30 protein-coding genes are annotated in these 26086 nt (G+C 67.4%); 14 read left to right on the plus strand and 16 right to left on the minus strand.

Features of this window, described 5'->3' with window-relative positions; all coding sequences use genetic code 11:
- On the plus strand, positions 1-188 hold a 188-nt coding region (locus tag Q8O26_RS10815; RefSeq protein WP_305575526.1), incomplete at its 5' end, for an SIMPL domain-containing protein.
- Positions 189-206: 18 nt separating this feature from the next.
- On the opposite strand, the gene Q8O26_RS10820 is transcribed toward Q8O26_RS10815, so the two are convergent.
- Positions 207-1991 (minus strand): ABC transporter ATP-binding protein, encoded by a 1785-nt coding sequence (locus Q8O26_RS10820; RefSeq protein WP_305575527.1) that lies wholly within the window; start codon positions 1989-1991, stop codon positions 207-209.
- A 161-nt stretch (positions 1992-2152) separates the two neighbouring features.
- On the opposite strand from Q8O26_RS10820, the gene Q8O26_RS10825 reads away from it, so the two are divergent.
- The gene (locus Q8O26_RS10825; protein WP_305575528.1) at positions 2153-2767 is read left to right on the plus strand and encodes a TIGR02466 family protein; all 615 of its coding nucleotides are present in this window, start codon (positions 2153-2155) and stop codon (positions 2765-2767) included.
- Here the strand turns inward: Q8O26_RS10825 and Q8O26_RS10830 are convergent.
- Positions 2748-3179, minus strand: coding sequence for an acyl-CoA thioesterase (locus Q8O26_RS10830; RefSeq protein WP_305575529.1), 432 nt, complete (start codon positions 3177-3179; stop codon positions 2748-2750). The two genes, Q8O26_RS10825 and Q8O26_RS10830, sit on opposite strands and share 20 nt — an antisense overlap.
- Between Q8O26_RS10830 and Q8O26_RS10835 the strand changes: the two genes are divergently transcribed.
- The 4 genes from Q8O26_RS10835 to rpsU all read left to right on the plus strand — a co-directional run bounded on the left by Q8O26_RS10835 (position 3178) and on the right by rpsU (position 4542).
- Positions 3178-3480, plus strand: a complete 303-nt coding sequence (locus Q8O26_RS10835) for a hypothetical protein (protein WP_305575530.1) — start codon at positions 3178-3180, stop codon at positions 3478-3480. The two genes, Q8O26_RS10830 and Q8O26_RS10835, sit on opposite strands and share 2 nt — an antisense overlap.
- A 62-nt stretch (positions 3481-3542) precedes the next feature.
- On the plus strand, positions 3543-3755 hold the full coding sequence (locus Q8O26_RS10840; protein WP_106748984.1) for a cold-shock protein: 213 nt from the start codon (positions 3543-3545) through the stop codon (positions 3753-3755).
- 201 nt (positions 3756-3956) lie between these two features.
- The gene (locus Q8O26_RS10845; RefSeq protein WP_305575531.1) at positions 3957-4202 is read left to right on the plus strand and encodes a hypothetical protein; all 246 of its coding nucleotides are present in this window, start codon (positions 3957-3959) and stop codon (positions 4200-4202) included.
- Positions 4203-4236: 34 nt separating this feature from the next.
- On the plus strand, positions 4237-4542 hold the full coding sequence (gene rpsU, locus Q8O26_RS10850; protein ID WP_305575532.1) for a 30S ribosomal protein S21: 306 nt from the start codon (positions 4237-4239) through the stop codon (positions 4540-4542).
- 91 nt (positions 4543-4633) lie between these two features.
- Here rpsU and Q8O26_RS10855 read toward each other — a convergent pair whose 3' ends face one another.
- Positions 4634-4927 (minus strand): HlyU family transcriptional regulator, encoded by a 294-nt coding sequence (locus Q8O26_RS10855; protein WP_305575533.1) that lies wholly within the window; start codon positions 4925-4927, stop codon positions 4634-4636.
- 235 nt (positions 4928-5162) lie between these two features.
- On the opposite strand from Q8O26_RS10855, the gene Q8O26_RS10860 reads away from it, so the two are divergent.
- Positions 5163-5864 carry an SH3 domain-containing protein gene (locus tag Q8O26_RS10860; RefSeq protein ID WP_305575534.1) on the plus strand — a complete coding sequence of 234 codons (702 nt, stop codon included), beginning with the start codon at positions 5163-5165 and terminating at the stop codon, positions 5862-5864.
- Positions 5865-5935: 71 nt separating this feature from the next.
- Here the strand turns inward: Q8O26_RS10860 and Q8O26_RS10865 are convergent, their stop codons facing one another.
- The gene (locus Q8O26_RS10865) at positions 5936-6547 is read right to left on the minus strand and encodes a LysE family translocator (RefSeq protein ID WP_305575535.1); all 612 of its coding nucleotides are present in this window, start codon (positions 6545-6547) and stop codon (positions 5936-5938) included.
- Positions 6548-6667: 120 nt separating this feature from the next.
- Between Q8O26_RS10865 and Q8O26_RS10870 the strand changes: the two genes are divergently transcribed.
- Positions 6668-7054: a helix-turn-helix transcriptional regulator gene (locus tag Q8O26_RS10870; protein WP_305575536.1), complete on the plus strand. Its 387-nt coding sequence runs from the start codon at positions 6668-6670 to the stop codon at positions 7052-7054.
- Positions 7051-7533 (plus strand): SRPBCC family protein, encoded by a 483-nt coding sequence (locus Q8O26_RS10875; RefSeq protein WP_305575537.1) that lies wholly within the window; start codon positions 7051-7053, stop codon positions 7531-7533. The genes Q8O26_RS10870 and Q8O26_RS10875 overlap by 4 nt, the downstream gene beginning before the upstream one ends.
- 4 nt (positions 7534-7537) lie before the next feature.
- Here Q8O26_RS10875 and Q8O26_RS10880 read toward each other — a convergent pair whose 3' ends face one another.
- From Q8O26_RS10880 to Q8O26_RS10920, 9 genes are all read right to left on the minus strand, one after another.
- On the minus strand, positions 7538-7972 hold the full coding sequence (locus tag Q8O26_RS10880; RefSeq protein ID WP_305575538.1) for a hypothetical protein: 435 nt from the start codon (positions 7970-7972) through the stop codon (positions 7538-7540).
- An 88-nt stretch (positions 7973-8060) separates the two neighbouring features.
- On the minus strand, positions 8061-8426 hold the full coding sequence (locus tag Q8O26_RS10885) for a hypothetical protein (protein ID WP_305575539.1): 366 nt from the start codon (positions 8424-8426) through the stop codon (positions 8061-8063).
- A gap of 74 nt (positions 8427-8500) precedes the next feature.
- Entirely contained in the window at positions 8501-10498 is a 1998-nt protein-coding gene (rpoD, locus tag Q8O26_RS10890) for an RNA polymerase sigma factor RpoD (protein WP_305575540.1), read from the minus strand.
- 226 nt (positions 10499-10724) lie between these two features.
- Positions 10725-12632 (minus strand): DNA primase, encoded by a 1908-nt coding sequence (gene dnaG, locus Q8O26_RS10895; protein ID WP_305575541.1) that lies wholly within the window; start codon positions 12630-12632, stop codon positions 10725-10727.
- Between the two features lie 88 nt (positions 12633-12720).
- Positions 12721-14463 (minus strand): EAL domain-containing protein, encoded by a 1743-nt coding sequence (locus tag Q8O26_RS10900; RefSeq protein ID WP_305575542.1) that lies wholly within the window; start codon positions 14461-14463, stop codon positions 12721-12723.
- A 259-nt stretch (positions 14464-14722) separates the two neighbouring features.
- Positions 14723-15178, minus strand: coding sequence for a molybdenum cofactor biosynthesis protein MoaE (locus tag Q8O26_RS10905; protein ID WP_305575543.1), 456 nt, complete (start codon positions 15176-15178; stop codon positions 14723-14725).
- Entirely contained in the window at positions 15175-15816 is a 642-nt protein-coding gene (locus Q8O26_RS10910; protein WP_305575544.1) for a glutathione S-transferase family protein, read from the minus strand. Before Q8O26_RS10910 ends, Q8O26_RS10905 begins: the two co-directional genes overlap by 4 nt.
- Positions 15817-15848: 32 nt before the next feature.
- Complete coding sequence (locus Q8O26_RS10915; protein WP_305575545.1) at positions 15849-16844, minus strand: phosphatase PAP2 family protein; 996 nt, start codon at positions 16842-16844, stop codon at positions 15849-15851.
- 97 nt (positions 16845-16941) lie between these two features.
- Positions 16942-17943, minus strand: a complete 1002-nt coding sequence (locus Q8O26_RS10920) for a tripartite tricarboxylate transporter substrate binding protein (RefSeq protein ID WP_305575546.1) — start codon at positions 17941-17943, stop codon at positions 16942-16944.
- Positions 17944-18101: 158 nt separating this feature from the next.
- Between Q8O26_RS10920 and Q8O26_RS10925 the strand changes: the two genes are divergently transcribed.
- The 3 genes from Q8O26_RS10925 (at position 18102) to Q8O26_RS10935 (ending at position 20201) form a co-directional block, all read left to right on the plus strand.
- Positions 18102-19304: a pyridoxal phosphate-dependent aminotransferase gene (locus tag Q8O26_RS10925; RefSeq protein WP_305575547.1), complete on the plus strand. Its 1203-nt coding sequence runs from the start codon at positions 18102-18104 to the stop codon at positions 19302-19304.
- A gap of 246 nt (positions 19305-19550) precedes the next feature.
- Positions 19551-19814 carry a hypothetical protein gene (locus Q8O26_RS10930; RefSeq protein ID WP_305575548.1) on the plus strand — a complete coding sequence of 88 codons (264 nt, stop codon included), beginning with the start codon at positions 19551-19553 and terminating at the stop codon, positions 19812-19814.
- 114 nt (positions 19815-19928) lie between these two features.
- Entirely contained in the window at positions 19929-20201 is a 273-nt protein-coding gene (locus tag Q8O26_RS10935) for a hypothetical protein (protein ID WP_305575549.1), read from the plus strand.
- Positions 20202-20210: 9 nt separating this feature from the next.
- On the opposite strand, the gene Q8O26_RS10940 is transcribed toward Q8O26_RS10935, so the two are convergent.
- Positions 20211-20627, minus strand: coding sequence for a nuclear transport factor 2 family protein (locus Q8O26_RS10940; protein ID WP_305575550.1), 417 nt, complete (start codon positions 20625-20627; stop codon positions 20211-20213).
- Positions 20628-20790: 163 nt separating this feature from the next.
- Between Q8O26_RS10940 and Q8O26_RS10945 the strand changes: the two genes are divergently transcribed.
- The gene (locus tag Q8O26_RS10945; protein ID WP_305575551.1) at positions 20791-21336 is read left to right on the plus strand and encodes a hypothetical protein; all 546 of its coding nucleotides are present in this window, start codon (positions 20791-20793) and stop codon (positions 21334-21336) included.
- 16 nt (positions 21337-21352) lie between these two features.
- Here Q8O26_RS10945 and Q8O26_RS10950 read toward each other — a convergent pair whose 3' ends face one another.
- Positions 21353-22765 (minus strand): ATP-binding protein, encoded by a 1413-nt coding sequence (locus Q8O26_RS10950; protein WP_305575552.1) that lies wholly within the window; start codon positions 22763-22765, stop codon positions 21353-21355.
- A gap of 247 nt (positions 22766-23012) precedes the next feature.
- On the opposite strand from Q8O26_RS10950, the gene Q8O26_RS10955 reads away from it, so the two are divergent.
- Positions 23013-25439 carry a hypothetical protein gene (locus tag Q8O26_RS10955; RefSeq protein ID WP_305575553.1) on the plus strand — a complete coding sequence of 809 codons (2427 nt, stop codon included), beginning with the start codon at positions 23013-23015 and terminating at the stop codon, positions 25437-25439.
- A 4-nt stretch (positions 25440-25443) separates the two neighbouring features.
- Here the strand turns inward: Q8O26_RS10955 and Q8O26_RS10960 are convergent, their stop codons facing one another.
- Positions 25444-25935 carry a hypothetical protein gene (locus Q8O26_RS10960; protein ID WP_305575554.1) on the minus strand — a complete coding sequence of 164 codons (492 nt, stop codon included), beginning with the start codon at positions 25933-25935 and terminating at the stop codon, positions 25444-25446.
- Positions 25936-26086 lie beyond the last annotated feature (151 nt).

A 26086-nucleotide genomic window follows, 5' to 3' on the forward strand; every position in this document is an offset into this window, starting at 1 on the left:
TCGCCGCCGCCGCCGGGGCACGGCTCGGCAAGGTGATCTCCATCACCGAGCGCGGCGGGCCGGTGCCGCCGCCGATGGAGCGCGCCACGTCGGCGCGTGCGCTCTCGGCCGCCGCGCCGACGCCGGTTGCGACCGGCGACCAGACGTTCCGCCTGTCCGTCGCGGTGGTGTGGGAACTGGTGGACTGAGGCCGGATGTGGCGCGGCCTATTCGGCCGCGTCGTCGCGCTCGCCGAACTGGATCGCGACGTAATGGGCGTAGAGCCCGTTGCGGGCGATGAGTTCGGCATGGGTGCCGGTCTCGGCGACGCGGCCCGCCTCGATCACCAGGATCTTGTCGGCGCGCATGATGGTCGAGAGGCGGTGCGCGATGACGATGGACGTGCGGCCGCTGAGCAGCCGGTCGAGCGCCCGCTGCACCTCGAACTCGCTCTCCGAATCGAGCGCCGAGGTCGCCTCGTCCAGCAGCATGATCGGCGCATCCTTGAGGATGGCGCGGGCGATGGCGACGCGCTGGCGCTGGCCGCCCGACAGGCCCTGCCCGTGCTCGCCGATCAGCGTCTGGTAGCCCTCCGGCAGGGCGAGGATGAAGTCATGGGCGTGGGCGGCCTTGGCCGCGGCGTGGATCTCCGCCTCGGTGGCGCCGGGACGGCCGACCGCGATGTTCTCGCGCACCGTGCCCTGGAACAGGAAGACGTCCTGGCTGACGAAGGCCATGCCCCCGCGCAGCGAGGCGAAGGTGACGTCGCGCACGTCCTGTCCGTCGACCGAGATGGCGCCGCTGCGGACGTCGAAGAAGCGCTGGACGAGGGAGATGATGGTCGACTTGCCGCCGCCCGAGGGTCCGACCAGCGCTGTCGTCTTGCCCCCCATCGCGACGAAGGACAGGTCGCGCAGCACCGGCTCTTCCGCGTGATAGCCGAAGGTGACGCGGTCGAAGGCGACGGTGCCGGCGCCGATGGCGAGCGGAGGGGCCGCCGGCTTTTCCTTGAGCGTCGGCTCGGTGTCGAGCAGCTCGTACATGAGGCGGACGCCGACGAGGCCCTTCTCGACCTCGACGCCGAGCCGGGCGAGGCGCTTGGCCGGGTCATAGGCGAGCAGCAGCGCCGTCACGAAGGCGAAGAAGGCGCCGGCATCGACACCCTGGTGGATGACGCGCCAGGCGCCGTAGATGATGGCCGCCGAAATGGCGAGGCCGCCGAGCGTTTCCATCAGCGGCGCCGTGCGCGCGCCGAGCGTCGCGATCTTGTCGGCGCGATGGCGGACCGCCTCGATGGTCTCGTACATCCGGGCCTGCATGCGGTCCTCCATGCCGAAGGACTTGACGATGCGCACGCCCTGGACCGTCTCCTGGACGACGCCGACCATCGAGGACAGCGAGGTGAATTCGCTCTGCGCCAGCCGGCGCACCCGCCGCCGCAGCCGGTTCACGCCATAGACCGCCACCGGCATGACGGCGCCGGAGACGAGGAACATCAGCGGATCTGTGATGATCATCACGACCAGCAGGCCGGCAACCGTCAGGAGATCGCGGCCGACCGTGGTGACGATGTTCTGCAGCACGTCCCGCGCCGCCTGGGCATTGTGCGTCACCCGCGTGACGAGATCGGCGGAGGCGTGCTGCTGGTAGAAGTCGACGCCCTGGGAGAGCAGGTGGTTGAAGATACGCGTCTGCTGCGCGGCGACGATGGCATTGCCGATCCGCGACAGGATGACGTTGGAGGCATAGGACGCCAGGCCCTTGACCAGGAAGATCGAGAAGACCGTCACGCCGAACCAGACCGCGAGGGTGAAGTCGCGGTTCTGGAACACGCCGTTGATCAGGTCCCGCATGATCCAGGCGCTGAACGCCGTGCAGGCCGCGACGATCGCCATGAAGACGAAGGCCAGCGCATAGCGCGGCGCATAGGCCCGCAGGCTCTCTCCCACAAGGCGCTTCAGCGTCTGGCCGCGCTGGGACTGGAATGTCGAAAACAGGCGGAAAGGCCTCATGGTGCGCGCGACTCGCAGCGATCTTGTCGGGCCGAATAACAGGTTTCGGGGGCAAGACCAAGGCAAGCGCCCCGGCCGGCCGCCGGCCGGTGGCGAGGCAGCCGGCAAGCGAGCGAAACCGGCAGCTTGCGAGGCCCTGTCTTCGGTGCGAAGACAGCCCGATGGCGACCATCGAGAACCTCTTCGTGACCCGGCTCTATCGCGGCGAGATCGACCGCGACGACGGCCTTCTGGACGAGCTCGAACAGGCCTGCCGCTCGCTGGCGTTGGATGACGCGGCGGGCATCCGCTGGTGCCGCAAGAACGGCTATCCCGGCTATACCAGCTACGCCTCCCTGAATGACCTGCCCTGGCGGTTCCCCGTCTTCAAGGCGCTGGCGCGCCAGCTCGACCGGCACGTCGCCGCCTTCGCCAAGGATCTCGCACTCGATCTCGGCGGGAAGAAGCTCGTCCTCGACTCGCTCTGGGTCAACGTCCTGCCGGAAGGCGGGGCGCATGCGTCCCACATCCATCCGCACAGCGTCCTGTCCGGCACGCTTTATGTGACCATGCCGAAGGGCGCCGCGGCGCTGAAGCTCGAGGATCCCCGCAGCGGCCGCATGATGGCCCATCCGCCGCGCAAGGCCGCGGCGCCCCGCGAGTTGCAGACCTTCGTCTCGGTGGCGACCGGGCCCGGCGACGTGCTGCTCTGGGAGAGCTTCGTGCGCCACGAGGTTCCGGTGAACCGCAGCGCCGAGGAGCGCATCTCGGTCAGCTTCAACCATCGCTGGGGCTAGCGCCGTCGGCCTCAGGCGACGGGACAGGCCGCGGACGGCCATCCTCGTCGATGGCGACGAAGGCGAAAGTCGCCTCCGTCACCCTCTCCCGCTCCGTCGTGCGGAAACGCTGCGCCCAGGCCTCGACATGGATCTTCATCGAGGTCCGGCCGACATGAAACACCTCGGTGTAGACTTCCAGCACGTCCCCCACCCGCACCGGGCGGATGAAGGTCATGGCCTCGACGGCGATCGTCACCACGCGCCCCTGCGCGCGCTCGACGCCGGCGATGCCGCCGGCCTGGTCCATCCGCGCCATCACCCAGCCGCCGAAAATGTCGCCATTGGCGTTGGTGTCCGCCGGCATCGCGCTGATGCGCACCGTCATCTGGCCACGCGGGGCGGCGTCGATCGAGCGGATAGGACGAGGCATGGGTGATTCCGTCTCGCGTGCGAAAAACCAATTGAGCCAGCCTTCGCCGGGTGGCACAACAGGCTCGCGTCCGATCGGCGCAACCGCCGGATGCATGGCGACCCCAGGGGCGCGGCTCAAAGGAAAGCCGAGCAAATCCATTGTTCTGATCGAATGGCGGCCTGCCCGGGAGGCTGCGGCAAAGTTCCTTGTTGCAATTGCCCGCCGAACGGCGTATCTCATGGCGACGTTTCGGCCGTTCTTTTTTGGCCCCGCGCCGGTAAATCGGCGCACCGCTGACAAAAACTCTTCGAAAACGTGACCCGAACTACTCGTGCGTGACGCGAGTCGTCGATCTCTGCTCGCTTCGCGAAAGGATACCCCATGCAGACCGGAACCGTGAAATGGTTCAACTCCCAGAAGGGCTTCGGCTTCATTCAGCCGGACGGTGGCGGCACTGACGTGTTCGTCCACATCAGCGCCGTCGAGCGCGCTGGCCTCTACGGCCTCAACGAAGGCCAGAAGATTTCCTTCGAAGTCGTCGCCGACCGCCGCTCGGGCAAGTCGTCGGCCGACAACCTGAAGGCTGTCGACTGATTTCTCGCATCGCTCCTGCGCGTCGCCGTGGATGTATCGGCGACGCTTCGGAGCACGGATCGACACGCGGGCGCCATGGCTCCCGGCAGATCCAGTTGACTGCCTGAAAATTCGGAGCCGCACCGTTCCCCGGATCGCGCGGCTCCGTTCGCATTTCTTGGCCGGTGTTTACAGCGGCTTCGCGGCGATCGAGGACGAGTGATGAATTCCGAACGCGCGAGGCTCTTCATGTTCCGGTCGGGGAGCAACGAGAAGCTCTACGGCTTCGCTTCCGACCATACGGGCGGCAAGCTGCCTGACAAATTCGCCCCGTGGACCAGCATCGGCGTGATCCGCGGTGACCAGAAACCACCCCATGGCCTGAAGCGCGAAGCCATCGAGAACGGCATTGCCGAATTCGGCTTCCAGCTTTGGCGCAAGAAGGATGCTCCGGCCAAGACGGCCTGAGCCCTTTCAACCAACGACCCGACCGGGAGAAGACATGCAGGTTCTCGTCCGCGACAACAATGTCGATCAGGCTTTGCGCGTGCTGAAGAAGAAGATGCAGCGCGAGGGCATTTTCCGCGAAATGAAGCAGCGGAAATCGTTCGAGAAGCCGTCGGAGCGGAAGAACCGCGAGAAGGCCGAGGCCATCCGTCGTGCCCGCAAGGCCGCCCGCAAGCAGGCCCAGCGCGACGGCCTCATTGCCGCCCCCAAGCCGAAGCCGCGTCCCGACCGCAAGCCGAAGTTCGGCGCCGGCCCGGGTCCGCTGGCAGCACCGCCGGCTGCCGATACCGGCACGCGCTGACACACATCGGGTCTTCGGACCACCTGTCACGACAAAGGGCCCTCACGGGCCCTTTTTTGTTTTCGCGGCGTTCAAGTGCCTCGCAGGCGGATCAGCCGAACAGACGCTCTCCGCGCTCGTCGACGATCTGCCGGCCCTTGGCGATCGAGAAGGTCACGGCATCGTCCAGCGAGGCGTGCCGGTCGGCGCGGATGAACTTGTGCTCCTTCACCTCCCCATCGACCGTCTTGGTGATGGTGCCGGCCGTCTGGAACTGGCCCTCGTTGCGGAACGGGGCGGCCGTGATGGAGAAGCCCTTGTGCTCGACGGCGGGCGCGCTCGCCGCGACTTCGGCTTCCGCGGCGTCGGTCTTGCCCCAACCGAACAGTGACTTGAGAAAGGACATGGATCATCTCGCGTGTCTGGGCCTCGTCGCCCGCCCCTCTTGATACCGCGTCTGCGGCGGCGGGGAAACGGCCCGCCCGGAGGGTGAAGGCAAGGCCCCCGCGACATCGTGGAACATTCGCACGGGCTGCCGGTTCATGACGGGTTCATGGCCCCCTGAGCAGGGTGCATCAGCGTTTTGAAGCTCATCCACGCATGGCCGCAGCGAAGCGCCGCGTGAGAAAGGTACCGCCACCATGGCTTTCGACTTGAGACGGTTCCTGCCACTGGCCGGATCGCTCGTCATCTCCACCTTCTTTGCCGGCGCGGCCCTGGCGCAGGACGCCGTCACCACCGGCGACGTCAACATGCGGGCAGGTCCGGGCACGCAGTTCGAGCGCCTGGCCACCCTGCCCGCCGGCACCGGCGTCGACATCGCGGGCTGCTCCGGCAGCTGGTGCCGCGTCGTCCATCGCGGCATCACCGGCTTCGTCTCGCGGAGCTTCCTCGACGAGGACGGCGTCGTTGCCGCACCGCGCCGACGCTATGTCGAGCCGCCGCTCTATGCCGCGCCGCGCGTCTATGTCGAACCGCCCTTCTACGTCGATCCGCCCTATTACCCGTCCTACCGGCCCGGCTGGCGCCCGTCCTATCGCTATGACCGACCGGGCTTTGGTCCGCGCCCGGGTTGGGGCGGCGGTGGCCGTCCCGGCTGGAGTGGCGGCGGCGGACGTCCTGGTCCTGGTCCCGGCTGGAGCGGCGGTGGCGGTGGTCGTCCCGGCCCCGGTCCCGGCTGGAGCGGCGGTGGTCGTCCCGGCCCCGGCATGGGCGGGGGTGGCGGTCGTCCTCCCGGTCCGGGCATGGGCGGCGGCGGTGGTCGTCCTCCGACGGCCCAGCCCGGTCAGCGTCCTCCCGGCATGGTCCCCGGATTTACCGGCGCCCGTCCCGATCGCAGTTGAGCCGAAGCGGAATCAACCGTGACGACGGCGGGGCCAGCACCCGCCGTTCGTCGTGAAATCCGGCAGCGCGCTCACTTCTCCTGCAGCGCGAGCCGCGCCCCGAGCGCCACGAAGGCGCCCGCGAAGATCCGCCGCATCCAGGCCATCACGGCCGGCCGCGAGATGACCCTGTCGCGCATGGCGGCGGCGAAAAGGCCGTAGACGGCGAAGACCACGAAGGTCATCGCCATGAACACCGCCGAGAGCTCCAGCATGCGCGCAAGCGGCGCCGGTTCGCCCACCGCGATGAACTGTGGCAGGAAGGCGACGAAGAAGATCGACAGCTTGGGGTTCAGCACGTTGATGGCGATGCCATCGACGATGACGCGCCACGACGAGCGTGCGTCAGGCCCCTCCTCGACCTTCAGCGCGCCGTCGTCGCGCAGGGTCTGCCAGGCCATCCAGAGGAGATAGGCGACGCCGGCATATTTCACGAGATTGTAGGCGAGCGCGCTGGTGTGCAGCAGCGCAGCGAGGCCCATCATCGCGGCGAGGAGATGCGGCACGATGCCGAGCGTGCAGGCGAAGGCGGCGAGCACGCTGGCCCGGCTGCCGCGCGAGAGGCCGGCGGCGAGCGTGTAGATGACGCCGGTGCCGGGCGACGCCACGATGATCAGGGTGGTCAGCAGGAATTCGGGCGTCATGGAAAGGCTCCGCAGGCTCGGTCACATCAGACCTCAGACATCCGAGCCTGACAAGCGGCCCCACTGCAGATCGAACACTTAGGCATTGACCTAAGTTTTATCCGGCCTTAGCCTTCCCCCATGAACGCCGCACCCGCCCACCTCGACGACACGTTCCGCGCCCTCGCCGACCCGACACGCCGCGCGGTGGTCGAGGCGCTCGGCCGCGGGCCCGCCTCGGTGAGCGACCTCGCCCGCCCCTTCTCCATGGCCTTGCCGAGCTTCCTCCAGCACCTGAAGCTGCTCGAGGAGTGCGGCCTCGTCGCCACCGAGAAGACCGGGCGCGTCCGCATCTGCCGGCTGAGGCAGGAACCCTTCGCCGCGGCGGAGCATTGGCTAGAAGAGCAGCGCAGCTTCTGGACGCGCCGCCTCGACCGTCTCGACGCCATGCTCGCCACGATGAAGGACGAGGCGGGCGACGCGCCCGACCCCTCCCCCCGAGAAGCAGCCCACAAGGACACGCCATGACGACAGAGCCCTACTCCGTCTTCGACCCCGCCCTCGACCTGGAGCTCCGCCGCGAAGTGGACGTGCCGCCGCATCTCGTCTGGCGCGCCTGGACCGAGCCGGCGCTGCTGATGAAATGGTTCACGCCCGCGCCCTGGCGCACCACCGCCTGCGAGCTCGACCTGCGCCCAGGTGGCGGGTTCCGCACGGTGATGGAGGGACCGAACGGGGAGAAGCACGACAACGCCGGCTGTGTACTCCACGTGATCCCGGAGAGGCTGTTCGTCTTCACCGACGCGCTCGGGCCCGGCTTCCGCCCCACCGGGAGCGCCTTCATGACCGGCGTGATCGCGATCGAGGCGACGGCGAGGGGTACGCTCTACACCGCCCGCGCCCTGCACAAGGACCCGGAAGCCAGGCAGCAGCACGAGGCGATGGGCTTCCACGCGGGCTGGGGCACGGCTCTCGACCAGTTGGTGGCGCTGGTGAAGGCGATGTGAGGGATCAGCGTGCCGCGAGGAGATCGGCGATCCGCGGGTCGTCGTACCAGATGACGTCAACCACCACGAAGGCGCTCTGGGCGATCCATGTGCCGATGACCTCCCCGCGCGACAGCCCGGTGGCGACGAAGCCCTTCACCTTCTCCAGCCTCGGTTCCGCATCGATCACCATGAAGCCGATGGTTTCGCTGCGCCGGAACAGCAGGCTGACCAGCGCGCGGTCGTCAGCCGTGGTGCCATCGCCCCAAGCGCCGAGGAGGAGGTCAATGTTGGCGTCATGGTCCGGGCGGTCAACGGTCCAATGACAGTAGTAGGGCACGATGCTGCCGGCACGATCATAGACCTCACCCCAGATCGTGCGGGACAGCTTCCCACAACACGGACAGTCGAACGTCGACTCTCCGGCCGTGACCGCACGAATCCTGTCGGGCTGCTCCATGGGAACCTCGTGAACGACGCGCAACCATTTCGCGCGTATCCTGGTTCTTGTGCAACCTCCGGGTGAATACCGATGGACCCGGTTGCCCTCACCGCTTCCGCTCGTCGTCGTCCGTGTCGGCGTGGAACACGTGAAGCACGTGCTGGACGATGGGCGAGAGCACCACGCCCGTCGCCAGTACGATCACCAGCCCGGAAAAGATGGCGTAGGTGCCGGCAAAGAGCTTGCCCCCGTCGGTCTTGAGCTCGGTGACCGGTCCCATGCCGGAGAGGATCATCGCGGCATTGAGGTAGGAATCGCGCCAGCCCATGCCTTCGAAGCCGGAATAGCCGGCCATGCCGACGGTGAGGCCGGCGAGCATCAGGCAGAACCAGATGGCGATGGAGCGGGCGAGCCGGCCCCACAGGGGGGGATTCCTTCGGAACGTGGAAAAGGGAGCGTGAACGGCGGCCATCGGTGCCGCCGTGCTGGTCTCTGGTCCTCGCGCCCTCCGTCATCGCGCTGTACCTCGTGACGGAGACCTTGCCGTCAGTTGTCCAGGAAGCTCCTGAGCTTCCGCGACCGACTCGGATGCTTCAGCTTCCGCAGCGCCTTCGCCTCGATCTGGCGGATGCGCTCGCGGGTGACGCTGAACTGCTGGCCGACCTCTTCGAGCGTGTGGTCGGTGTTCATGCCGATGCCGAAGCGCATGCGCAGCACGCGCTCCTCGCGCGGCGTGAGCGAGGCGAGAACACGCGTCGTCGTCTCGCGCAGGTTGCTCTGGATCGCCGCGTCGATGGGCAGGATGGCGTTCTTGTCCTCGATGAAGTCGCCGAGGTGTGAATCCTCCTCGTCGCCGATCGGCGTCTCGAGGGAGATCGGCTCCTTGGCGATCTTGAGGACCTTGCGGACCTTCTCCAGCGGCATGCCGAGCTTCTCGGCGAGCTCTTCCGGGGTCGGCTCGCGGCCGATCTCGTGCAGCATCTGCCGCGACGTGCGCACGATCTTGTTGATCGTCTCGATCATGTGCACGGGGATGCGGATGGTGCGGGCCTGGTCGGCGATCGAACGGGTGATCGCCTGCCGGATCCACCAGGTGGCATAGGTCGAGAACTTGTAGCCGCGGCGGTACTCGAACTTGTCGACCGCCTTCATCAGGCCGATGTTCCCCTCCTGGATGAGGTCGAGGAACTGCAGGCCGCGGTTCGTGTACTTCTTGGCGATGGAGATGACGAGGCGCAGGTTCGCCTCGACCATTTCCTTCTTGGCCTGACGGGCCTCGCGCTCGCCCTTCTGCACCATCTGGACGATCTTGCGGAACTCGCCGATCTCCAGCGCCGTCTCGGTAGCCAGCGCCTGAATCTCGGCGCGGATCTCCTTCACCGTGTCCTTCTCTTCCGCCACGAAGCTCTTCCAGCCGCGCGCGCCGAGCGACGCCACGCGCCGGATCCAGTTCGGATCGAGCTCGGAGCCCTGATACTCCTTCAGGAAGGACATGCGGTCGACGCCATAGCTCTCGGCGAGGCGCAGCAGGCGCCCCTCGTAGCCAACGAGGCGCTTGTTGATGTCGTAGAGCTGCTCGACCAGCGCCTCGATGCGCGCCGTGTTGAGCGACAGCGACTTGACGTGGTCGACGAGATCCTCGCGCAGCTTCTTGGCACGGCGCTCCTGGCTCGGCGACAGCTTGGTGTCGTTCAGCCGGTTCTCGACGTTCTGGTCCTGCAGCCGCCGCAGCTTCTTGTACTCGTCGGCGATGGTGTCGAAGATTTCGAGCACCTTCGGCTTCAGCTCCGCCTCCATGGCGGCGAGCGACACGGCATTCTCCATGTCGTCCTCGTCGAGATCGCTCTCGGTGACGCCCGGCGGCAGGCCTTCGCCCTCGCCTTCCGCTGGGGGTGCGATCGGCGCCTCGCCTTCCGTCACCATCGGCGCGTTCTTGGCGTCGGGGCCGGCATAGGTGGCCTCAAGGTCGATGATGTCGCGGAGGTAGATCTTTCCCTCGTTGAGCTCGTCGCGCCAGATGATGATGGCCTGGAAGGTCAGCGGGCTCTCGCAGAGGCCTGCGATCATCGCCTCGCGGCCGGCCTCGATGCGCTTGGCGATGGCGATCTCACCCTCGCGGGACAGGAGCTCCACCGAGCCCATCTCGCGCAGATACATACGCACGGGATCGTCGGTGCGGTCGAGCGGCTCGGAGGCGCGCTCGGACTTCACCACCGCGCGGGGGGAGGCCTCCTGCAGCTCGCCGTCCGGCTCGTCGGCCTCCGGCTGCTGCTCCTCGCCCTCACCGTCCTCGGCGGCATCGTCGTTGTCGACGACATTGATGCCCATTTCCGAGAGCATCGAGTTCATGTCCTCGATCTGGTCCGAGGTGAACGCGGCGGCCGGCATGACGGCATTGATCTCGTCGATGGTCACATAGCCGCGCTTCTTCGCGCGCTTGATCATCGCCCGGACGCCGGCATCGGAGAGGTCGAGGAGCGGGCCGTCGGGACCCTCGGTCTCCTGATCCGCACCTTCCGGTTTCTCGGTTGCCTTGGTTGCCATCTAGACCGTCCATCCCTCACGAGCCGCAAGCGGCCCGCATGACGCGCCAGTGACGGGTTCAAGGCCCGCCTCAACGCAAAAAGAGGGGCTGCGCTCGCTCTTCAGCGCGCCCCCGTCACATCTGACATCACCGCCCTAAGGCCCACGTCGTTAAGACATGGTGAACCATGGCAAGCCGCCCCGTCTGCCCTGTGCGGTCGTGACACGTCCGTTTTGCCGACACAAGTCAAGCGTTGCGACCTCCCCGCCCGGATTGCGAACCGAACCCCTCGACGAGGGCCTCGGTTCCCACGAGCTCGGCCTCTCGCCGCTTGGCGTCGAGAAGCCAGTGCTCGTTTGCTTCGGTCGGGTCGTCGCCGAAGGCTCGCTCGGCATCCCGGATTTCCTTAATTAGCGCTTGCTTCTTCCGATGCAAGGCCAAGAGCTGGCCGAACGTCACTTCCACGTCGCTTTTCGCCGCCTCCGGCATGGCGCCCCACACCGCCTTGACCGAGACTGTGGCCCGGACCTGGTCGACCAGCACCCCGTGCCCGTCGGCCACCAGCGCCGCCTGATAGGCACCCTCTTCTCCCGCCACGCCCTGCGCATGCACGTCGAGAAGCGCGGCCTTCAGATTTTCGGCCTGCGGATGGCGCAGGTCGAGGGCGGCGATATCCTCCTCCTGCCCGTCGATCAGCCAGGGATGGTTGAGGAGCGCGGTGAGGATCAGCGCCTCGCGCATCGGCAGGGCGGCGCGTGGCCCGCGCACCAGAGCGCTCGCGGCGAGCGCAGGTGACGGGCGGTGGTCCGGGACCGCGAAGGGCGAGAAGCCGCGGCCGCCGCCCCTGTTCGGCGCGCCCTGCCCGCCGCGCCGCTCGCGCTGCATCGGCCGGAACAGGTCGGAGAGGCGGCCGAAGACGTCATCGCGGTAATGGCGGCGGACATTCTCGTCGCCGATCGTCGCCACCACCTCGGCGAAGCGGGCTTCCAGGGCGGCGCGCTTCTCCGGTGTGCCAAAGACTCCCGCCTCGGTCTCGCGCTGCCACAGCATGCTCGCCAGCGGCTGGGCCTGGGCCAGCACGGCATCCATCGCCTCGCGTCCGGAGGAGCGGATGAGATCGTCCGGATCCTGGCCCTCGGGTAGCGCGGCGAACTGGAGGCTGCGGCCCGGCTTGAGGAGCGGCAGGGCGATGTCCACGGCGCGGTAGGCGGCGCGCCGCCCGGCCTTGTCGCCGTCGAAGAGCAGCACCGGGTCCGGCGCCATCTTCCACAACAGGTCGAGCTGGCCCTCGGTCAGCGCCGTGCCGAGCGGGGCGACCGTCTCGCCGAAGCCGGCCATCACCATGGCGATGACGTCGACATAGCCCTCGACGGCGATGACGCGGTTCGCCTTGTGGGCAGCTTCGCGCGCGGCATGGGCATTGTAGAGCAGCGAGCCCTTGTGGAAGAGATCGGTCTCCGGCGAGTTCAGGTACTTGGCCGGGACGTCCTTCTCCAGCGCCCGGCCGCCGAAGGCCACCACCCGCCCGCGCAGATCGGTGATCGGGAACATGACGCGGTCGCGGAACCGGTCATAGGGAACGGGGATGTCGTCGCCATGGACAAGCAGTCCCGCGGCGATCATGTCGGCGACGGAGACGCCCTTGGCGCCGAGATGCTCCTTCAGGGCGAAACGCTCGGCCGGTGCATAGCCCATGCGGAACTTCACCTGGGTCGATGCCCTCAGCTCGCGGCCAGCGAGATAGCCGCGCGCCTTGGCGCCGGCGCGGTCCTGCAACTGGGCCTCAAAGAACTTCGCTGCCAGTTCCATGACGTCATAGAGGGTCTTCGCCTTCTCGGCGCGCTGCACCTCCTCGACCGAGACCTTCGGCATGGCAAGGCCGGCGTCCCCCGCCAGCCGCTCCACCGCCTCGGGGAAACTCACCCCCTCGGTCTCCATCAGGAAGCGAAACTGGTCGCCATGCTTGCCGGACGAGAAGCAGTGGTAGAAGCCCTTCTGGTCATTGACGTAGAAGGACGGCGTCTTCTCCGCATTGAAGGGCGACAGGCCGCGCCATTCGCGGCCCTGCTTCTTCAGCTTGACGCGCTTTCCCACCACCTCCGACACCGGGAGGCGTTGCCGGATCTCGTCCAGGAACGATGGCGGAAAGCGCATGGGCGAGCCATAGCACTTTCCGCCCCGCCGATCGAAGCAGCCTGTGGAAATGATCGCTACGGGAGCTCGCGGCGAGGCTGCGAGGTGGTCAGGCGACGGCGTTCCGGACTTCGGACTGAAGGCGCGAGACGAGGTTCGAGCTGCGGCCGGCGACCCACTGCCCCAGTTGCGCCGGATCCATCGGCGTGGCGAACAGGAAGCCCTGCATGGCGTCGCAGCCCGCCTTGCGCAGGAACGAGGCCTGGTAGGGCGTCTCGATCCCTTCAGCGACCACCTTGAGGCCGAGGGCGTGGGCCATGTCGGTGACCGCCTTGATGATCGCTTCCGCCTTCGAATCCTGGCCGATGCGCAGAGTGAGAGAGCGGTCGACCTTCAGCGTATTGACCGACAACTGCGCCAGTTGGGACAGGTTGGAATAGCCGACGCCGAAATCGTCGATCGACACCGTCACGCCCGCTTGGCGCAAAAGGCGCACCTTCTCGGCCGTCGCGGCAAAATCGTTGGTCAGGACCGTCTCGGTGATCTCGACCTCGATCAGTTCGGAGGCGACGCCGCTCGCGGCGATGACGCCGAGAACGCCAGGGACGAATTGCGGATCTTCGAACTGGCTCGGCGAAACGTTGATCGCCATGCCGATGACCAGCCCCTCGCTCGCCCAGACGCGATGCTGGCGCACGGCGGCCTCGAAGACGAACGTGCCGAGCGCCGGCATCAGCCCCGCCTTTTCGGCCAGGGCGACGAAGACGACTGGCGACACCGCGCCGCGGGTCGGATGGTTCCAGCGCAGCAGGGCCTCGACCCCGATGATGGACAGGCCGTCGGCGCTGACCTTCGGCTGGAAATGCACGTGCAGCGACTGATCGGCGATCGCCCGCCGGAGGTCGGCCTCCAGTTCGGCCTTGTCACGCGCCAGCGCCCGCAGTTCCTGGTCGAAGAGAACGGCATTGTTCTTGCCTTTCTCCTTGGCGACATACATGGCGAAATCGGCGAGGCAGAGCAGCTCGGCGCCATGCACCGTGTCGATCGGCGCGCGGGCGATGCCGATGCTCGCCCCCACCTGGATGTCGTTGCCGAAGACCTTGAAGGGTCGGCGCATGGCGGCGACGATGGCGTCGGCGTGGAGACGCAAGGTGTCGATCGAGGCATCGCCCGGCAGGAAAGCCACGAATTCGTCCCCTGCGAAACGCGCGAAGACCAGTTGCTTCGGGAACGTCTCGCAGAGCTCACCGAAGGCCGTCGTGCAGCTCTCGATCTGGTCGAGGGTGCGGCCAAACCCTTCGACCACGATGCGCTGGCTGACCTGTCGCAGCAATTCGTCCCCGGCCCTATGGCCATAGGTATCGTTGACCGCCTTGAAGCCGTCGAGATCGATGAAGAACAGGGCGCCGTGGCAGTCCCCCGAGCCTGTCATGGAGGGCAGCGCCATGATGTGGTTGATGACCACACGGTTCGGCAGGCCGGTGATCAAGTCCGTATGGGCCAGGACATTCATGCGGAAGATGTTGGCATTCAGCCGGGCCACCATCTTGCGGAAGCTGTCGGCGAGCCCGCCGACTTCGCAGGCGCAGTCAATCTTGACGGGCTCGTTCATGTCGCCGTCGGCGATGGCCTCCGTCGAACGGCGCAGCGCCGTGATGGACCCGCTCAGTTGCGAAGCGGCCAGGAAGGTGATCGAGGCCGGCATGACGCCGATGCTGAAGGCGATGCCCGCGACGGCATACCACGGCACCGGATGGTCCCAGAGGGTCGCGAGGATCTGGATGAGGGCACCGCTGCAAAGGCTGGCGAGGACGAAGCTCATCAGCGCGAACCGGACGGGGATGCTGTTCAAGCCCCGACCATAGGCAGTAACGCTTTCCGCCGTGTCCATGATCGCGATCGCCGAGCTCGTCCGGACGGACGCCCCTCGTCCGAATGGAACTGCCATACCTGCAAGCTCTGCCAATTTTGACTAAAACAAGCGGCGCCAGGACGAGAAACCGCTTTCATCATTTGCGCCGGGTTAAGGCCGAGGCAGAGACTTGCCCACATCTCGTTTGACCGATCGTGAAACGCGCAGCACCCGCTTCGACTGCGGCCGACCCTGAAGGTCAGGACTGCGCCCACCGGTCGGCCGCCGCGTCGTCGCCATCCTTCGCCGCGACCCAGCCCCCGACCTCGTCCGTCTCTTCGAATTTCCAGAACGGCGCCCGCGTCTTCAGAAAATCCATGATGAATTCGGCGGCGGCGAAGGCGGCCTGCCGATGTTCCGACAGCGTCACGACCAGGACGATGTTGTCGCCGGGCTCCATCCGCCCGAAACGATGAACGACCAGCACGTCGGTCAGCGGCCAGCGGCTGCGCGCATCGTCCTCGATCCGCTGCAACTCGGCGAGGGCCATCGCCTCATAGGTCTCCAGGGTCATGGCACCGACCGTCGTCGCCCCGGTCTGGCCGCGGCACAGGCCGGTGAAGGTCGCAACCGCCCCGACCTCGACACGACCGGCGGTGAGCCTCTTGACCTCGGCGCCGAGATCGAAATCCTCGCGCTGCACCCTGACCGTCATGGCGCCCTCGCCTGTTCGAGCGGCGCCGGGCGCCAGTCCATGCCCACATGGCCCGGAAGCGCCGCAATCCGCGCCACCCAGTCGCGCACCGCGGGAAACAGGGCGAGGTCGAGATCGGCCTCGTGGGCGAGATGGGTATTCGCATAGAGCGCCAAATCGGCGAGCGTGAGGCGGTGGCCGGCGATATAGGTGGTTGCCTCCAGTTGCGTCTCCATACGCGAGAGCGCCTGCTCGGCTCGCTCCATCCAGTCGTCGATAAGATCGCGCTTCAGTTCGCGGCCGCCGGGAACCAGCGACATCCAGAACCGCGCTTCGCCGATCGACGGGTGATGGGCGTTCTGCTCGAAGAACAGCCATTGCATCATGATGGCGCGCTCGACCTTGTCCTGCGGCACGAAATCGGTGCCCTCTCCGAGATAGGTGAGGATGGCGTCGGATTCGACCAGAACGGTCGTGTCTTCGAGCTGGACGACCGGCACGCGGCCGAGAGGGTTCATCGCCAGAAACGTTGGCGTGCGGGTATCGCCGCGCAGAAAATCGACATCCTTCAGCACGAAAGGCAGCCCGAGATGCGCCAGCAGCAGGCGCACCTTGTAGCAATTGGCCGAACGTTGCATCGCGTGAAGGACGAGGCTCATGCCGTTCGTTATAGCGAACGATTGAGCGGGAGTCAGCCGGCGGAGCGAACGTCGCGCATGGCGGCGGCGGGACCGGAGGCAGGTATGAGCCGCACCGCCAGCCAGCGGGCCGCCACGGCGACCGCGAGGCCGGCGATGAGGTCGACGAGATAGTGGCCGCCGACGATCGGCGTCGCCGCCAGCATCGCCACGTTGAGGGCAAAGCCCGCCCAGCGGAGCCAGGCCACGTGCCAGAAGGCGATGATGAAGAGGATCGCGCTCACCGTATGGAAGCTCGGCATGGTGACGATGCCTTCCGCCGTCGCCATCGAGACGAAGGTCATCTCGCCCGACCGGAGCGCCAGCACGTGGACGACGGAGTTCCAGGTCAGCCCGAGATGCGGCTGAGCCGCAACCGCGTCGCGGTAAAAATGGCCGGCGCAGAGCGACGGCGTCACGGTGCAGATGGCCATCGTCATCAGCGCCGCGAGGCCGAAGGCCAGAATGAAACGGTCGAGCTCGCCAAAAGCCCGCACGGTGACCAGCGCGACGATGACGACGGCCATCTGCGGCAGCATCGAGTAATAGGCGATCTTCAGCGCCAGCGCCGCTTCGGGATGGCGACCGGTCAGGGCGAGCAGCGCCGGCCAGTCGAAGCCGAGCGCCTTGTCCATCGCGTCGAACGTCGCATCCCAGAGCGGCAGGTTCGTCGCCATCGCCGAATAGGACAGGGCCCCGCCGAGGAAGGTCATCAGCACGAATTGCGGCGCAGCGTGCAGAAGCCGGGCGATCCTCTCGTCGGGCCGGACCCACGTATAGAAGGCCGCACCCGCCAGCAGCACCGTAGACAGGGCTGCATTGAGCGCGATGTCACGCAGCGACAGCGTCAGGCCGGCCAGCGGAAAGGTGACCGCGACCAGCAGGGCGAGGGTCGCCACCGTCGCCCAGATGGCGAGTGCCGGCCTCCCGAGAGCGTGGGGAAAAGCGCGCCAGTCGGTGCGGGCGGCGCGGAGGGCGACGGCAAATGCAGGCGCGGGCGTGGTGCTCACCGAAACCTCTTGAACGGCGCGGGGGTCTTCATGCGGTCGCGATCAGGACGCGTCCGCATGAAGACATGGCCGCCTGAAGATTTCGGAAACGGGCGGCTTACCCAGCCGGCTGGATGTTCGCGGCGCGGATGATCTCCGCCCAGGTCTGCATCTCCTGCGCGTGATAGGGCCGGAAGGCGGCCGGGTCGCGCGCCGTGATGGTGAAGCCGAGCTTGGTGATGGCCTCCACCACGGTCGGCTTGGCGAGGGCGGCGAGGATTTCCCGCGACAGCCGCTCGAGGGCGGGCTGCGGGGTCGCCGCCGGCGCGAAGAAGCCCGTCCAGCTCTCGGCATCGGCATTGATTACGCCCTGCTCGCGCAGCGTCGCGACATTCGGCAACTGCGCATTGCGCTTCGGCGAACCGATGGCGATGCCGCGCAGCGTACCGGCCTGGATCTGCGTGAAGACGCTGGCCATGGTGGAATTGGCGACGTCGATACGGTTGCCGACGATGTCCTGCACCAGCGGCGCGGCGCCGCGATAGGGCACATGCGTCATCTTGATGCCCGTGCGCACCATGAACAGCTCGGTGGACAGGTGCGAACCGGAACCGACACCGGTCGAGCCATAGTTGAGCTCGCCGGGCTTCGACTTGGCGAGCGCGACCAGCTCGGGAATGGTCTTCACCGGCAGGTCGTTCTTGACGACGAAGATGTGCTCGAAGGCGCCGGCGCCGGCCAGCGGGGCAAAATCCTTCACCGCGTCGTAGCCCGGCTCCTTCAGCAGGAACATGTTGTTGCCGTGCGTCTGGTTGTTGCCGAAGGTGATCGTGTGGCCGTCCGGATCGGCCTTGGCGACCTGGCGGGTACCGATCGAGCCGGAGGCGCCGCCGACATTCTCGACCACCACCTGCTGGCCGAGCGTCGTCGACAGATCCTGCGCCACGATGCGGGCGATGCCGTCGGTCGGGCCGCCGGCCGGATAGGCGACGACCAGCTTGACCGGGCGCGACGGCGCCCAGGCCTGGGCCGAGGCGCTGCGGATCAAGGCGGGGGCGGCAGCGAGCGCGCCGAGAGCGAAGATGGCGCTGCGGCGCGACGTCTTGATGCTGATGCTCATGGGGGTCCCTCCAGGATGATGGCTTCTATGATTGTTTTTCGCTTGTTCGCACCTTCCGGCGCGACTAAACGTCCCGCCGGAATGCCGAGGCGCCGCGGGATTGATTGCCGTGGTCATAACGCGCCTTCCGGGATTTTCAAACTCGACGGAGTCGACCGATGGCCTTTCTTGCCGACGCCCTGAAGCGCGTGAAGCCCTCTGCCACCATCGCCATGGCGCAGAAGGCCCGTGACCTGAATGCGCAGGGCAAGAAGGTCATCTCGCTCTCCGCCGGCGAGCCCGACTTCGACACGCCGGACAACATCAAGATGGCGGCGATCAAGGCGATCGCCGACGGCAAGACCAAGTACACGGCGGTCTCCGGCATCACCGAACTGCGCCAGGCCATCGTCGCCAAGTTCAAGCGCGAGAACGGCCTGGACTACAAGTGGCAGCAGGCCATCGTCTGCACCGGCGGCAAGCAGGTTCTCTTCAACGCCTTCATGGCGACGCTGAACGCCGGCGACGAGGTTCTGATCCCGGCACCCTACTGGGTCAGCTATCCCGAGATGGTCGCGCTCTGCGGCGGCACGCCGACCTTCGTCTCGGCCGGGCCTGAATCCAATTACAAGCTGACCGCCGAGGCGCTCGACCGGGCGATCACGCCGAAGACCAAGTGGTTCCTCTTCAACTCGCCGTCGAACCCGACCGGCGCGGCCTATACCCGCGACGAGCTGAAGGCGCTGACCGACGTGCTGATGAAGCATCCCCATGTCTGGATCCTCACCGACGACATGTACGAACACCTCGTCTATGGCGAGTTCACCTTCACCACGCCGGCCCAGGTCGAGCCCGCACTCTACGAGCGCACGCTGACCATGAACGGACTGTCCAAGGCCTATTCGATGACCGGCTGGCGCATCGGCTATGCCGCCGGTCCCGAGCACCTCATCAAGGCGATGGACCTCGTCCAGGGCCAGCAGACCTCCGGCGCCAACTCCATCGCCCAGTGGGCGGGCGTCGAGGCGCTGAACGGCACGCAGGATTACATCCCCGTCCGCCGCAAGGCCTTCGAGCAGCGCCGTGACCTCGTCGTCTCGATGCTCAACCAGGCCAGCGGCCTGTCCTGCCCGACGCCCGAGGGCGCCTTCTACGTCTATCCCTCGCTGAAGAGCGTGATCGGCAAGAAGACCGCCTCCGGCAAGACCATCGCCACCGACGAGGACTTCGCCATGGAGCTCGTCGAGAGTGAGGGCGTCGCCATCGTCCACGGCTCCGCCTTCGGCCTTGGCCCCGCCTTCCGCCTCTCCTATGCCGAATCCACCGAGGTGCTGACCTCGGCCTGCGAGAAGATCCAGAAGTTCTGCGCCGAGCTGCGCTGAGCCTTCCGCCGCATCCATGACGGCCGAGAAGCCCGCCCCCGCTCCGGGGCGGGTTTTTTGTTGAACCTTCCACCGCCCCGCCGCGACCCATGGTCAAGTGGGTGGCTTCAGGGCCTCTCTTCGAGACGATCCCAGGCGACACGGCGCCTCTCGCCGGGATGTCCAACAGCGAACGCGGATCTTAAGGGATCCTTTACCCTTCCCGCGCTGTTCTGATGGCGGTCATTGCACCGGAAGGTCGTTCCGATGCCCGCCTCGCATCTCTCCTCGCTTGCTGCGGCAGGCTTCGCGCTCGCCGGGGCCATGGGCCTGTCCGGCGACGCACCGCGTCATCAGACGACGGCCTTCCTCTATTGCACCGGCTGCCTCTGCGACGAGGACCGGCCGGACATGGCCGTTCCCGGCGACTGGCGACCGAGCGGTCGCATGGGCGACCGCGTCACCCTGCGCTACCATCCCCGCGACCCCGCCCGGACCGCTTCCGCCTGCCGGTCGGCGCCGCGCGGCTGAGCCGAATATTCTTTCTCCGAACTCGTGAACCTTTCGCGGTCTCCCCGCGACCCATGGTCAAGTTCATCGTCACGCGGCCATCCCGATCCAGCGCCGCCGACCCGGAGACAGACCATGTCCCTCATCCGCGCCACCACCGCCGCTCTCGTCCTCGCCGCAGGCTTCGCTGCCTCTGCCCAGGCCTCCGGCCCCGGACAATCGCCGGCACAGTCCATGGGAACCCGTGCCATCACCTATTGCGGCGCCTGCCTCTGCACCGCCGTCCCGCCCGCCATGACGACCGCCGGCGACTGGGTCCCGAACGGCCAGCTGCTCGGTGGCTCCCAGGTCTTCAAGTTCCGCCCGGCGGGCCAGCCGGTCTCCGCTCCCACCGTCTGCAACCGCTGACGCGGAAACTCAGGCGGGCCGCGGACCCATCGCCGTCAGCGTCTCGCGCATCTTCTCGTAGACGAGGTTGATCGCCTTCAAAGGCCGGATCATCACCTTGAAATGGATGATCCGGTCGGCCTCGTCCCAGGTGATCATGTCGATGCCGTTGACGGCGATGCCGTCGATCTCGGTGGCGAATTCCAGCACCGCCGAGCGCGCACCGAACCATTGGTTGGGATAGTGGAATCCCTCGTTGTTGAGGACCTGGAAGGCCGCGGCGAGATAGCGCATGACGATGGCCCGGCCCACCTGCGGCGTATGCACCACCGGACTCTCGAAAACGGCGTCCGCGGCCAGCAGGGCCTCCAGGCCGGCGACGTCGCGCGCCGCGGCGACGGCATGCCAGTGGCGGATGGCGGCAGGCATCGCATCGGCGGCGGACATGGAGCGCTCTCCCGTTCTTTCGGCCCCAGGCTAGGCCCGTCAGCCGCCGCGGCAATCCCCCGAAAGCCCGATACGGGCGTCGGCGTTAACCAATTCTTAACCTTATCGTTGCCGGCACCCGCTGCCGCTCCTAGGGTCCCGGCGGAGAATGCGGGAGAATGGCATGCGACGCCTCGTCATCACGTTCTGCGGGATCTATCTCGCAGCGGCAGGCTTCGCCGCCCTGACGACGGGCTGGGGCCTGATCGATCCCGTGCCCGGCTATCGCCTCGCCATCTTCTGGATGTCGCCCGACACGCTGGTCGCCCGGGTGGACGGGCTGCTGGCGGCCAACCGCGTCTTCGAGGCGCAGGTCTATGCCGGCATGCATGCGGTCTCCTGGGCCGTCGTCCTGACCCTCGTCCTGGTCGGCGCCCTGCGCCCGCTGATGGGGCCGAGCGCGCCCCTCGCCAATATCCGCTCCACCGCCGTGGTGATGGCGGGCGTCGCCGGCCTCGTCGTCCTGTCGGTTGTGGCACAGCCGCTGCTCGACCAGGCCTCGCGCATCCCCTCGCCCTCCAACGCGCTCTCGTCCATGCCCGGCTACTGGCTCTTCGGCATGGCGTTGTCGGCGGCGATCACCGCCGGCCACCTGTCGCTCTTCGCCCATGACGTGGTTCTGGCGGCACGGCGCCGGTGGAGCGGCGAGGACCTGTCGGCCGCCGCCTGACCAAGTCCGTTTCCCCCTAGACGGGGACGCGCACGTTCGCTCGCAATCCACCGAGCGGGCTGTCGCCCAGCGTGATCTCCCCACCATGGGAGCGGGCGATGTCCCGGGCGATGGCGAGGCCGAGCCCCGACCCGCCGTCGTCCACGTTGCGGGCGTCGTCGAGCCGCATGAACGGCTTGAACACGTCCTCGCGCCGGTCGGCCCGGATTCCGGGCCCGTCGTCGTCGACCGTGACGGTCAGCCAGCGGTGATCGCGATGGCCGGAAATGGCGATTGTGTCGCCGTGGCGGGCGGCATTGACCACCAGGTTCGAGATGCAGCGGCGGAAGGCGTCCGGCCGGACCTTCACCGTCGACATGCCGTGGAAGGTGACCGTGGTCTTGGCACCGGAGCGCTCGGCATCGTTGCCGATTTCCCGGAGCGAGGCCTCGATATCCGTCGATGCCGGCGCTTCCCCGGCATCGCCGCGCGCGAACGACAGATAGCCCTCCACCATCCGCCCCATCTCGTCGACGTCGCGGCGCAGCGCCTCGGTCTCCGGGCCCTCCGGCAGCAGCGCCAGTTCCAGCTTGAAGCGGGTCAGAATGGTGCGCAGGTCGTGGCTGACGCCGGCCAACATCGTCGTGCGCTGGTCGATCTGCCGCTCGATCCTGCGCCGCATCTCGATGAAGGCGAGCGCCGCCTGACGCACCTCGCTCGCCCCGCGCGGCCGGAACCCCGCCACGTCGCGCCCCTTGCCGAAATCCTCGGCAGCCGAGGCCAGCGCCTGGATGGGGCGGATCTGGTTGCGCAGGAAGAGGATCGCGATGCCGATCAGCACCAGCGAGGCGATGACCATCCACACGAGGAAGATGTGGCTGTTGGAGGCATAGGCCATGCCGCGGCGGGCGAAGACCTTCATGATCTTGCCGTCCTCGAGCTGGATGCGGATCTCGATCAGCGCCGAATTGCCCACCGTATCGACCCAGAAGGGCCGGCCGACCTGCAGCGCCAGTTCGCGGGACAGGGCGGCGTCCAGCACGTCAAAGAAGGGCCGCGGTCCCGGCAGCGGCAGCGGTTCGGGCGGCAGGATCTCCAGCAGCAGGCTCAGCCGCTCGCGCGCGAGGCGCCTGAGCGTCGCGTAATCGCGATCCTGAGGATAGGTGCGCTGCACCTCGATAAGCGCCGCGATGTCCTGGGTGACCGCGGCCGACAGGCGGTGGGTCACCAGTTGCCAGTGCCGCTCCATGAAGACATAGGCGACCACCGACTGGAGGATGACGATCGGGGCGATGACGATGATCAGCGAACGGGCATAGAGCCCTTTCGGCATCAGGTCGTTGAAGCGCTTCCCCGCCGTCTCGGCCAGGACGCGGAGCCGTATGGCCAGGTTGGAGATCAGGCCTCTGAGGCCGCCATGCGTGGATCGGGCGCGCTCTGCGGTGGACATGGGAGAAGCTTATCGCTGTCCGGGCACTCCGCTGCAACCCGCGGCGCTGTTCACGTGCGGTAAATCTGCGGTGTGGTGACTGGCGTGCAACCGCGGACAAATCACTTGAAAAACACAATCGATCACGTTTCAGTGACTGCCGCGGGCCATCATCCGGTCCCGGGGGGCTGAAGTGTCTTTGCAAGTACGGGTTGGTGCCGCCGGTCGCGGCGCGCACATACCGCATGCCATGCCCCCGAAATCATGGATGTCACGGCTGTCGGGCTCGCCCCGTGCCGGTCTCTTTGTCGCTCTCGCGGCCGTCTCCGCGATCTGGACCGCCGCCTGGATGCAATGGTGGCTGAACGATCTGGTCGTGCCCTGGGATTCCAAGAACCAGTTCTACGCCTTCTTCCGTTTCCTCGCCTCCTCGCTCCATTCCGGCGCCACCCCGTTCTGGAACGCCTATCACTATGCCGGCCACCCAAGCATTGCCGACCCGCAGTCGCTGATCTTCCAGCCGCCCTTCCTGATCTGGGCCTGGTTCGATGCCGAACCGACCATGTTCGCCTTCGATTTCATCGTCTATGCGCACCTGCTCGTCGGCGGGCTCGCCCTCGTCGTCCATGGCCACCGGCTCGGCTGGCCGGCGGCGGGCTCGGTTCTCGCGGCCACGATCTTCATGCTCGGCGGCGTCGTGTCGGGGCGGATGAACCATGTCGGGATCATCACCGCCTTCGGCCTGTTCCCGCTGGCGCTGCTGCTGCTCGACATCGCCCTCGGCCGTCGCTCGATCCTCGCTGCGATCGGCTTCACCGTCGTCGCGGTCGTCATCGCGCTCGGCAGGACGCAGACGCCCATGCTGCTCTGCGTGCTCCTGGCCGTCATGGCGATCCGGCAGGTGGTCACGCAGCCCGATCCCTGGCGTTTTTTCCTCGGACGGCTGCATCTCTTCGTCCTGATGGCCATCCTCGGCGCGGCGCTGATGGCCGTGCCGCTGCTGCTCACCGCCCAGTTCGCCGCCTTCTCGAACCGGCCCGGCATCGACCTCGCCTATGCGCTGACCTCCTCCTGGTACCCGGTCAACTTCGCCAATTTCATCGCTCCTGATGTGCTCGGCTCGCTGCAACCCAGCGCGACGGGCGACTGGGGGCCGAGCCACGGAACCCGCCCGGGGATCGACAGCACCGACCGGGCGTTCAACTATCTCTTTGCCGGTTCGCTCACCGCGCTGCTGGTGCTCTGGCACGGCCTCGCCGGTGGCAGGCTGGTGGCGTCGGGGCGCCGGGTCTTCGCCGCCATCGCCCTCATCGGGCTCTGCTATGCGCTCGGGCGCTATACGCCGCTCTTTCCGCTGCTGTTCCAGTATGCCCCCGGCGTCTCGCAGTTCCGGCGACCGGTCGGCGGTCTCTTCCTCGTCGTCCTGGCGCTCGCCTATCTCTCGGGCTTCCTCGTCGCCGACTATGTGCGCAACGGCCTGCCCCGGCTGAACCGGCTCGTCGCGGTGCCCCTCGCTCTCGTGGTGGTCACGGTCCTCGCGTGGGCGGTGCATTTCTCCAGCTTCTCCGGCAAGGGCTGGGACTCCGCGCTTGCCATCGCCAAGGTGGCGCCGATCTATGTCGCCCTCGCCGTCCTTCTGGCCTGGCCGAAGACCCCGCGTCTGCGCCTTGCGGCCGCAAGCCTCGCCGTAGCCTTCACCGCGGGCGAACTCGTGCTGCGGAACGCCGCCTCTTCCATGAATGCCGAGCCGCGCGCCAACTACGCCTTCCTGGAGAAACCCGCGGGGCGAGATGCGCAGATCATTGCGACCCTGACCCGCGAAATGAAGCGCCACAGCTCCGCCGCGACACGCCCGCGCGTGGAGATCGTCGGCCTCGGTGGCCCGTGGCAGAACGCGGCGATGGTCTATGGCCTTGAGGCAACCAACGGCTACAACCCGCTGCGCATCGGTGCCTATGACCGGCTCGTCGCGCCGGGCGAGAGCCCCTACACGGTCTTCCACCGGCGCTTCCCGACCTCGTTCCCGGGCTATAGCTGCGATCTCGGCAAGCTCCTCGGCATCGAGTACATCGTTCTCGACCGGCCGATCGAGCTCATGCCGCATCTCGCGCAATGGTCGTCGGTCGAGACGATCATGGCCGGGCCGACCGCCTGGATCTACCGCCTGCCCGACGCCGCCCCGCGCGTCGCGCTCGCCAGTGTGGTTCGGGTCGCCGATGCCGACGCCTTCGTCGATGCCGGACAGTTTCCGCCGAGCAACGGCACGTCGGAGGTGATGATCGACGACGACGACGATCTGAGCCCGGCGCGCACCGCGGCAGTGGCCGCCGCTGCCGCAAGCGCCCAATCGGCAACGACGGCGGGGCGCGACGGGCGATCGGCCGCTATGCTTTCAGCCGCGGTCCAGGCGCTCATCCGCTCGCCCGGCAAGGCGGAGATCACGGCCTGGCGCCCCGATCGCGTCGAGATCGCCGTCGACGCCCGCGTCTCGACGGTCCTGAGCCTGCACGAGCCCTGGTATCCCGGCTGGGAGGTCGAGGTGAACGGCGAGCGCAAGCCGCTGCTGCGCTCCGATATCCTGTTCCGCGGCGTCGAGGTGCCGGCTGGTGCCAGCCGCGTCATCTTCACCTACCGGCCGCTGTCGCTGGAAAACCTGAAATCGGCCCTCGACGGCGTGCTCGGCCGCGACGGCTGACCGCTCAGCCGGCGGCGCAGGCGGCTGCCGCGGCAGGGCGCAGCAGGAACACCCGATCGTCGCTGCGGGCGAGGTCGGGACTGGACCCGCGTCCGCCCTCGACCTCGAGCCGCTCCACCTCGACGCGCAGCGCCTCGGCGGCGAGGATCAGACGGAAGGCACCGGTATCGCCCTCGCCGGAGCAATCGGCCACCATGCCTCCGCCCGTGCAGATGGCGTTGGTCTCGTAGACGTCGCGATCATTGCGCAGGCGGAAGCCGACGCGGACCGTGAAGCGCTGCGGGCGGTTCTCGTCCGCCACCTCCACGCGCGCACGCGAGAGATGGATCCGCACCACCCGCTGCTGGGGATTTCGCCGCAGGTGCTCGCCGTCATAGGCGCGGGCGAAACAGGGGTCGGAGCGCGAGGACGATCCCGTCAGACGGTCGAAGACAGGCCCCGCCTCCGCGACACCCGACGCCGCAAGCATCATACCGAGGATCAGCGCAATCCGCATGTCTGTTCTCCTTCATTACACCCGTCCGGCGCGCCCGGCGCCGGATGGAAACATCGGACGGGCAGTTTCGACCCGGTTTCGGGGGAGGCCCGCCCTGGCTCCGGTTCGACCATCGCAGCTTGTTGTGTCGAACCGGTTCCGTCGGTCGTCC

The organism is Phreatobacter sp. (genome assembly GCF_030691135.1).
Classification (GTDB): Bacteria; Pseudomonadota; Alphaproteobacteria; order Rhizobiales; family Phreatobacteraceae; genus Phreatobacter.

Coding starts and splice junctions, on each gene's coding strand:
- Q8O26_RS10820 (WP_305575527.1), bottom strand. CDS start 1,991: ATGAGGCCTTTCCGCCTGTTTTCGACATTCCAGTCCCAGCGCGGCCAG.
- Q8O26_RS10825 (WP_305575528.1), top strand. CDS start 2,153: ATGGCGACCATCGAGAACCTCTTCGTGACCCGGCTCTATCGCGGCGAG.
- Q8O26_RS10835 (WP_305575530.1), top strand. CDS start 3,178: ATGGGTGATTCCGTCTCGCGTGCGAAAAACCAATTGAGCCAGCCTTCG.
- Q8O26_RS10830 (WP_305575529.1), bottom strand. CDS start 3,179: ATGCCTCGTCCTATCCGCTCGATCGACGCCGCCCCGCGTGGCCAGATG.
- Q8O26_RS10840 (WP_106748984.1), top strand. CDS start 3,543: ATGCAGACCGGAACCGTGAAATGGTTCAACTCCCAGAAGGGCTTCGGC.
- Q8O26_RS10845 (WP_305575531.1), top strand. CDS start 3,957: ATGAATTCCGAACGCGCGAGGCTCTTCATGTTCCGGTCGGGGAGCAAC.
- rpsU (WP_305575532.1), top strand. CDS start 4,237: ATGCAGGTTCTCGTCCGCGACAACAATGTCGATCAGGCTTTGCGCGTG.
- Q8O26_RS10855 (WP_305575533.1), bottom strand. CDS start 4,927: ATGTCCTTTCTCAAGTCACTGTTCGGTTGGGGCAAGACCGACGCCGCG.
- Q8O26_RS10860 (WP_305575534.1), top strand. CDS start 5,163: ATGGCTTTCGACTTGAGACGGTTCCTGCCACTGGCCGGATCGCTCGTC.
- Q8O26_RS10865 (WP_305575535.1), bottom strand. CDS start 6,547: ATGACGCCCGAATTCCTGCTGACCACCCTGATCATCGTGGCGTCGCCC.
- Q8O26_RS10870 (WP_305575536.1), top strand. CDS start 6,668: ATGAACGCCGCACCCGCCCACCTCGACGACACGTTCCGCGCCCTCGCC.
- Q8O26_RS10875 (WP_305575537.1), top strand. CDS start 7,051: ATGACGACAGAGCCCTACTCCGTCTTCGACCCCGCCCTCGACCTGGAG.
- Q8O26_RS10880 (WP_305575538.1), bottom strand. CDS start 7,972: ATGGAGCAGCCCGACAGGATTCGTGCGGTCACGGCCGGAGAGTCGACG.
- Q8O26_RS10885 (WP_305575539.1), bottom strand. CDS start 8,426: ATGGCCGCCGTTCACGCTCCCTTTTCCACGTTCCGAAGGAATCCCCCC.
- rpoD (WP_305575540.1), bottom strand. CDS start 10,498: ATGGCAACCAAGGCAACCGAGAAACCGGAAGGTGCGGATCAGGAGACC.
- dnaG (WP_305575541.1), bottom strand. CDS start 12,632: ATGCGCTTTCCGCCATCGTTCCTGGACGAGATCCGGCAACGCCTCCCG.
- Q8O26_RS10905 (WP_305575543.1), bottom strand. CDS start 15,178: ATGACGGTCAGGGTGCAGCGCGAGGATTTCGATCTCGGCGCCGAGGTC.
- Q8O26_RS10910 (WP_305575544.1), bottom strand. CDS start 15,816: ATGAGCCTCGTCCTTCACGCGATGCAACGTTCGGCCAATTGCTACAAG.
- Q8O26_RS10920 (WP_305575546.1), bottom strand. CDS start 17,943: ATGAGCATCAGCATCAAGACGTCGCGCCGCAGCGCCATCTTCGCTCTC.
- Q8O26_RS10925 (WP_305575547.1), top strand. CDS start 18,102: ATGGCCTTTCTTGCCGACGCCCTGAAGCGCGTGAAGCCCTCTGCCACC.
- Q8O26_RS10930 (WP_305575548.1), top strand. CDS start 19,551: ATGCCCGCCTCGCATCTCTCCTCGCTTGCTGCGGCAGGCTTCGCGCTC.
- Q8O26_RS10935 (WP_305575549.1), top strand. CDS start 19,929: ATGTCCCTCATCCGCGCCACCACCGCCGCTCTCGTCCTCGCCGCAGGC.
- Q8O26_RS10940 (WP_305575550.1), bottom strand. CDS start 20,627: ATGTCCGCCGCCGATGCGATGCCTGCCGCCATCCGCCACTGGCATGCC.
- Q8O26_RS10945 (WP_305575551.1), top strand. CDS start 20,791: ATGCGACGCCTCGTCATCACGTTCTGCGGGATCTATCTCGCAGCGGCA.
- Q8O26_RS10950 (WP_305575552.1), bottom strand. CDS start 22,765: ATGTCCACCGCAGAGCGCGCCCGATCCACGCATGGCGGCCTCAGAGGC.
- Q8O26_RS10955 (WP_305575553.1), top strand. CDS start 23,013: ATGTCACGGCTGTCGGGCTCGCCCCGTGCCGGTCTCTTTGTCGCTCTC.
- Q8O26_RS10960 (WP_305575554.1), bottom strand. CDS start 25,935: ATGCGGATTGCGCTGATCCTCGGTATGATGCTTGCGGCGTCGGGTGTC.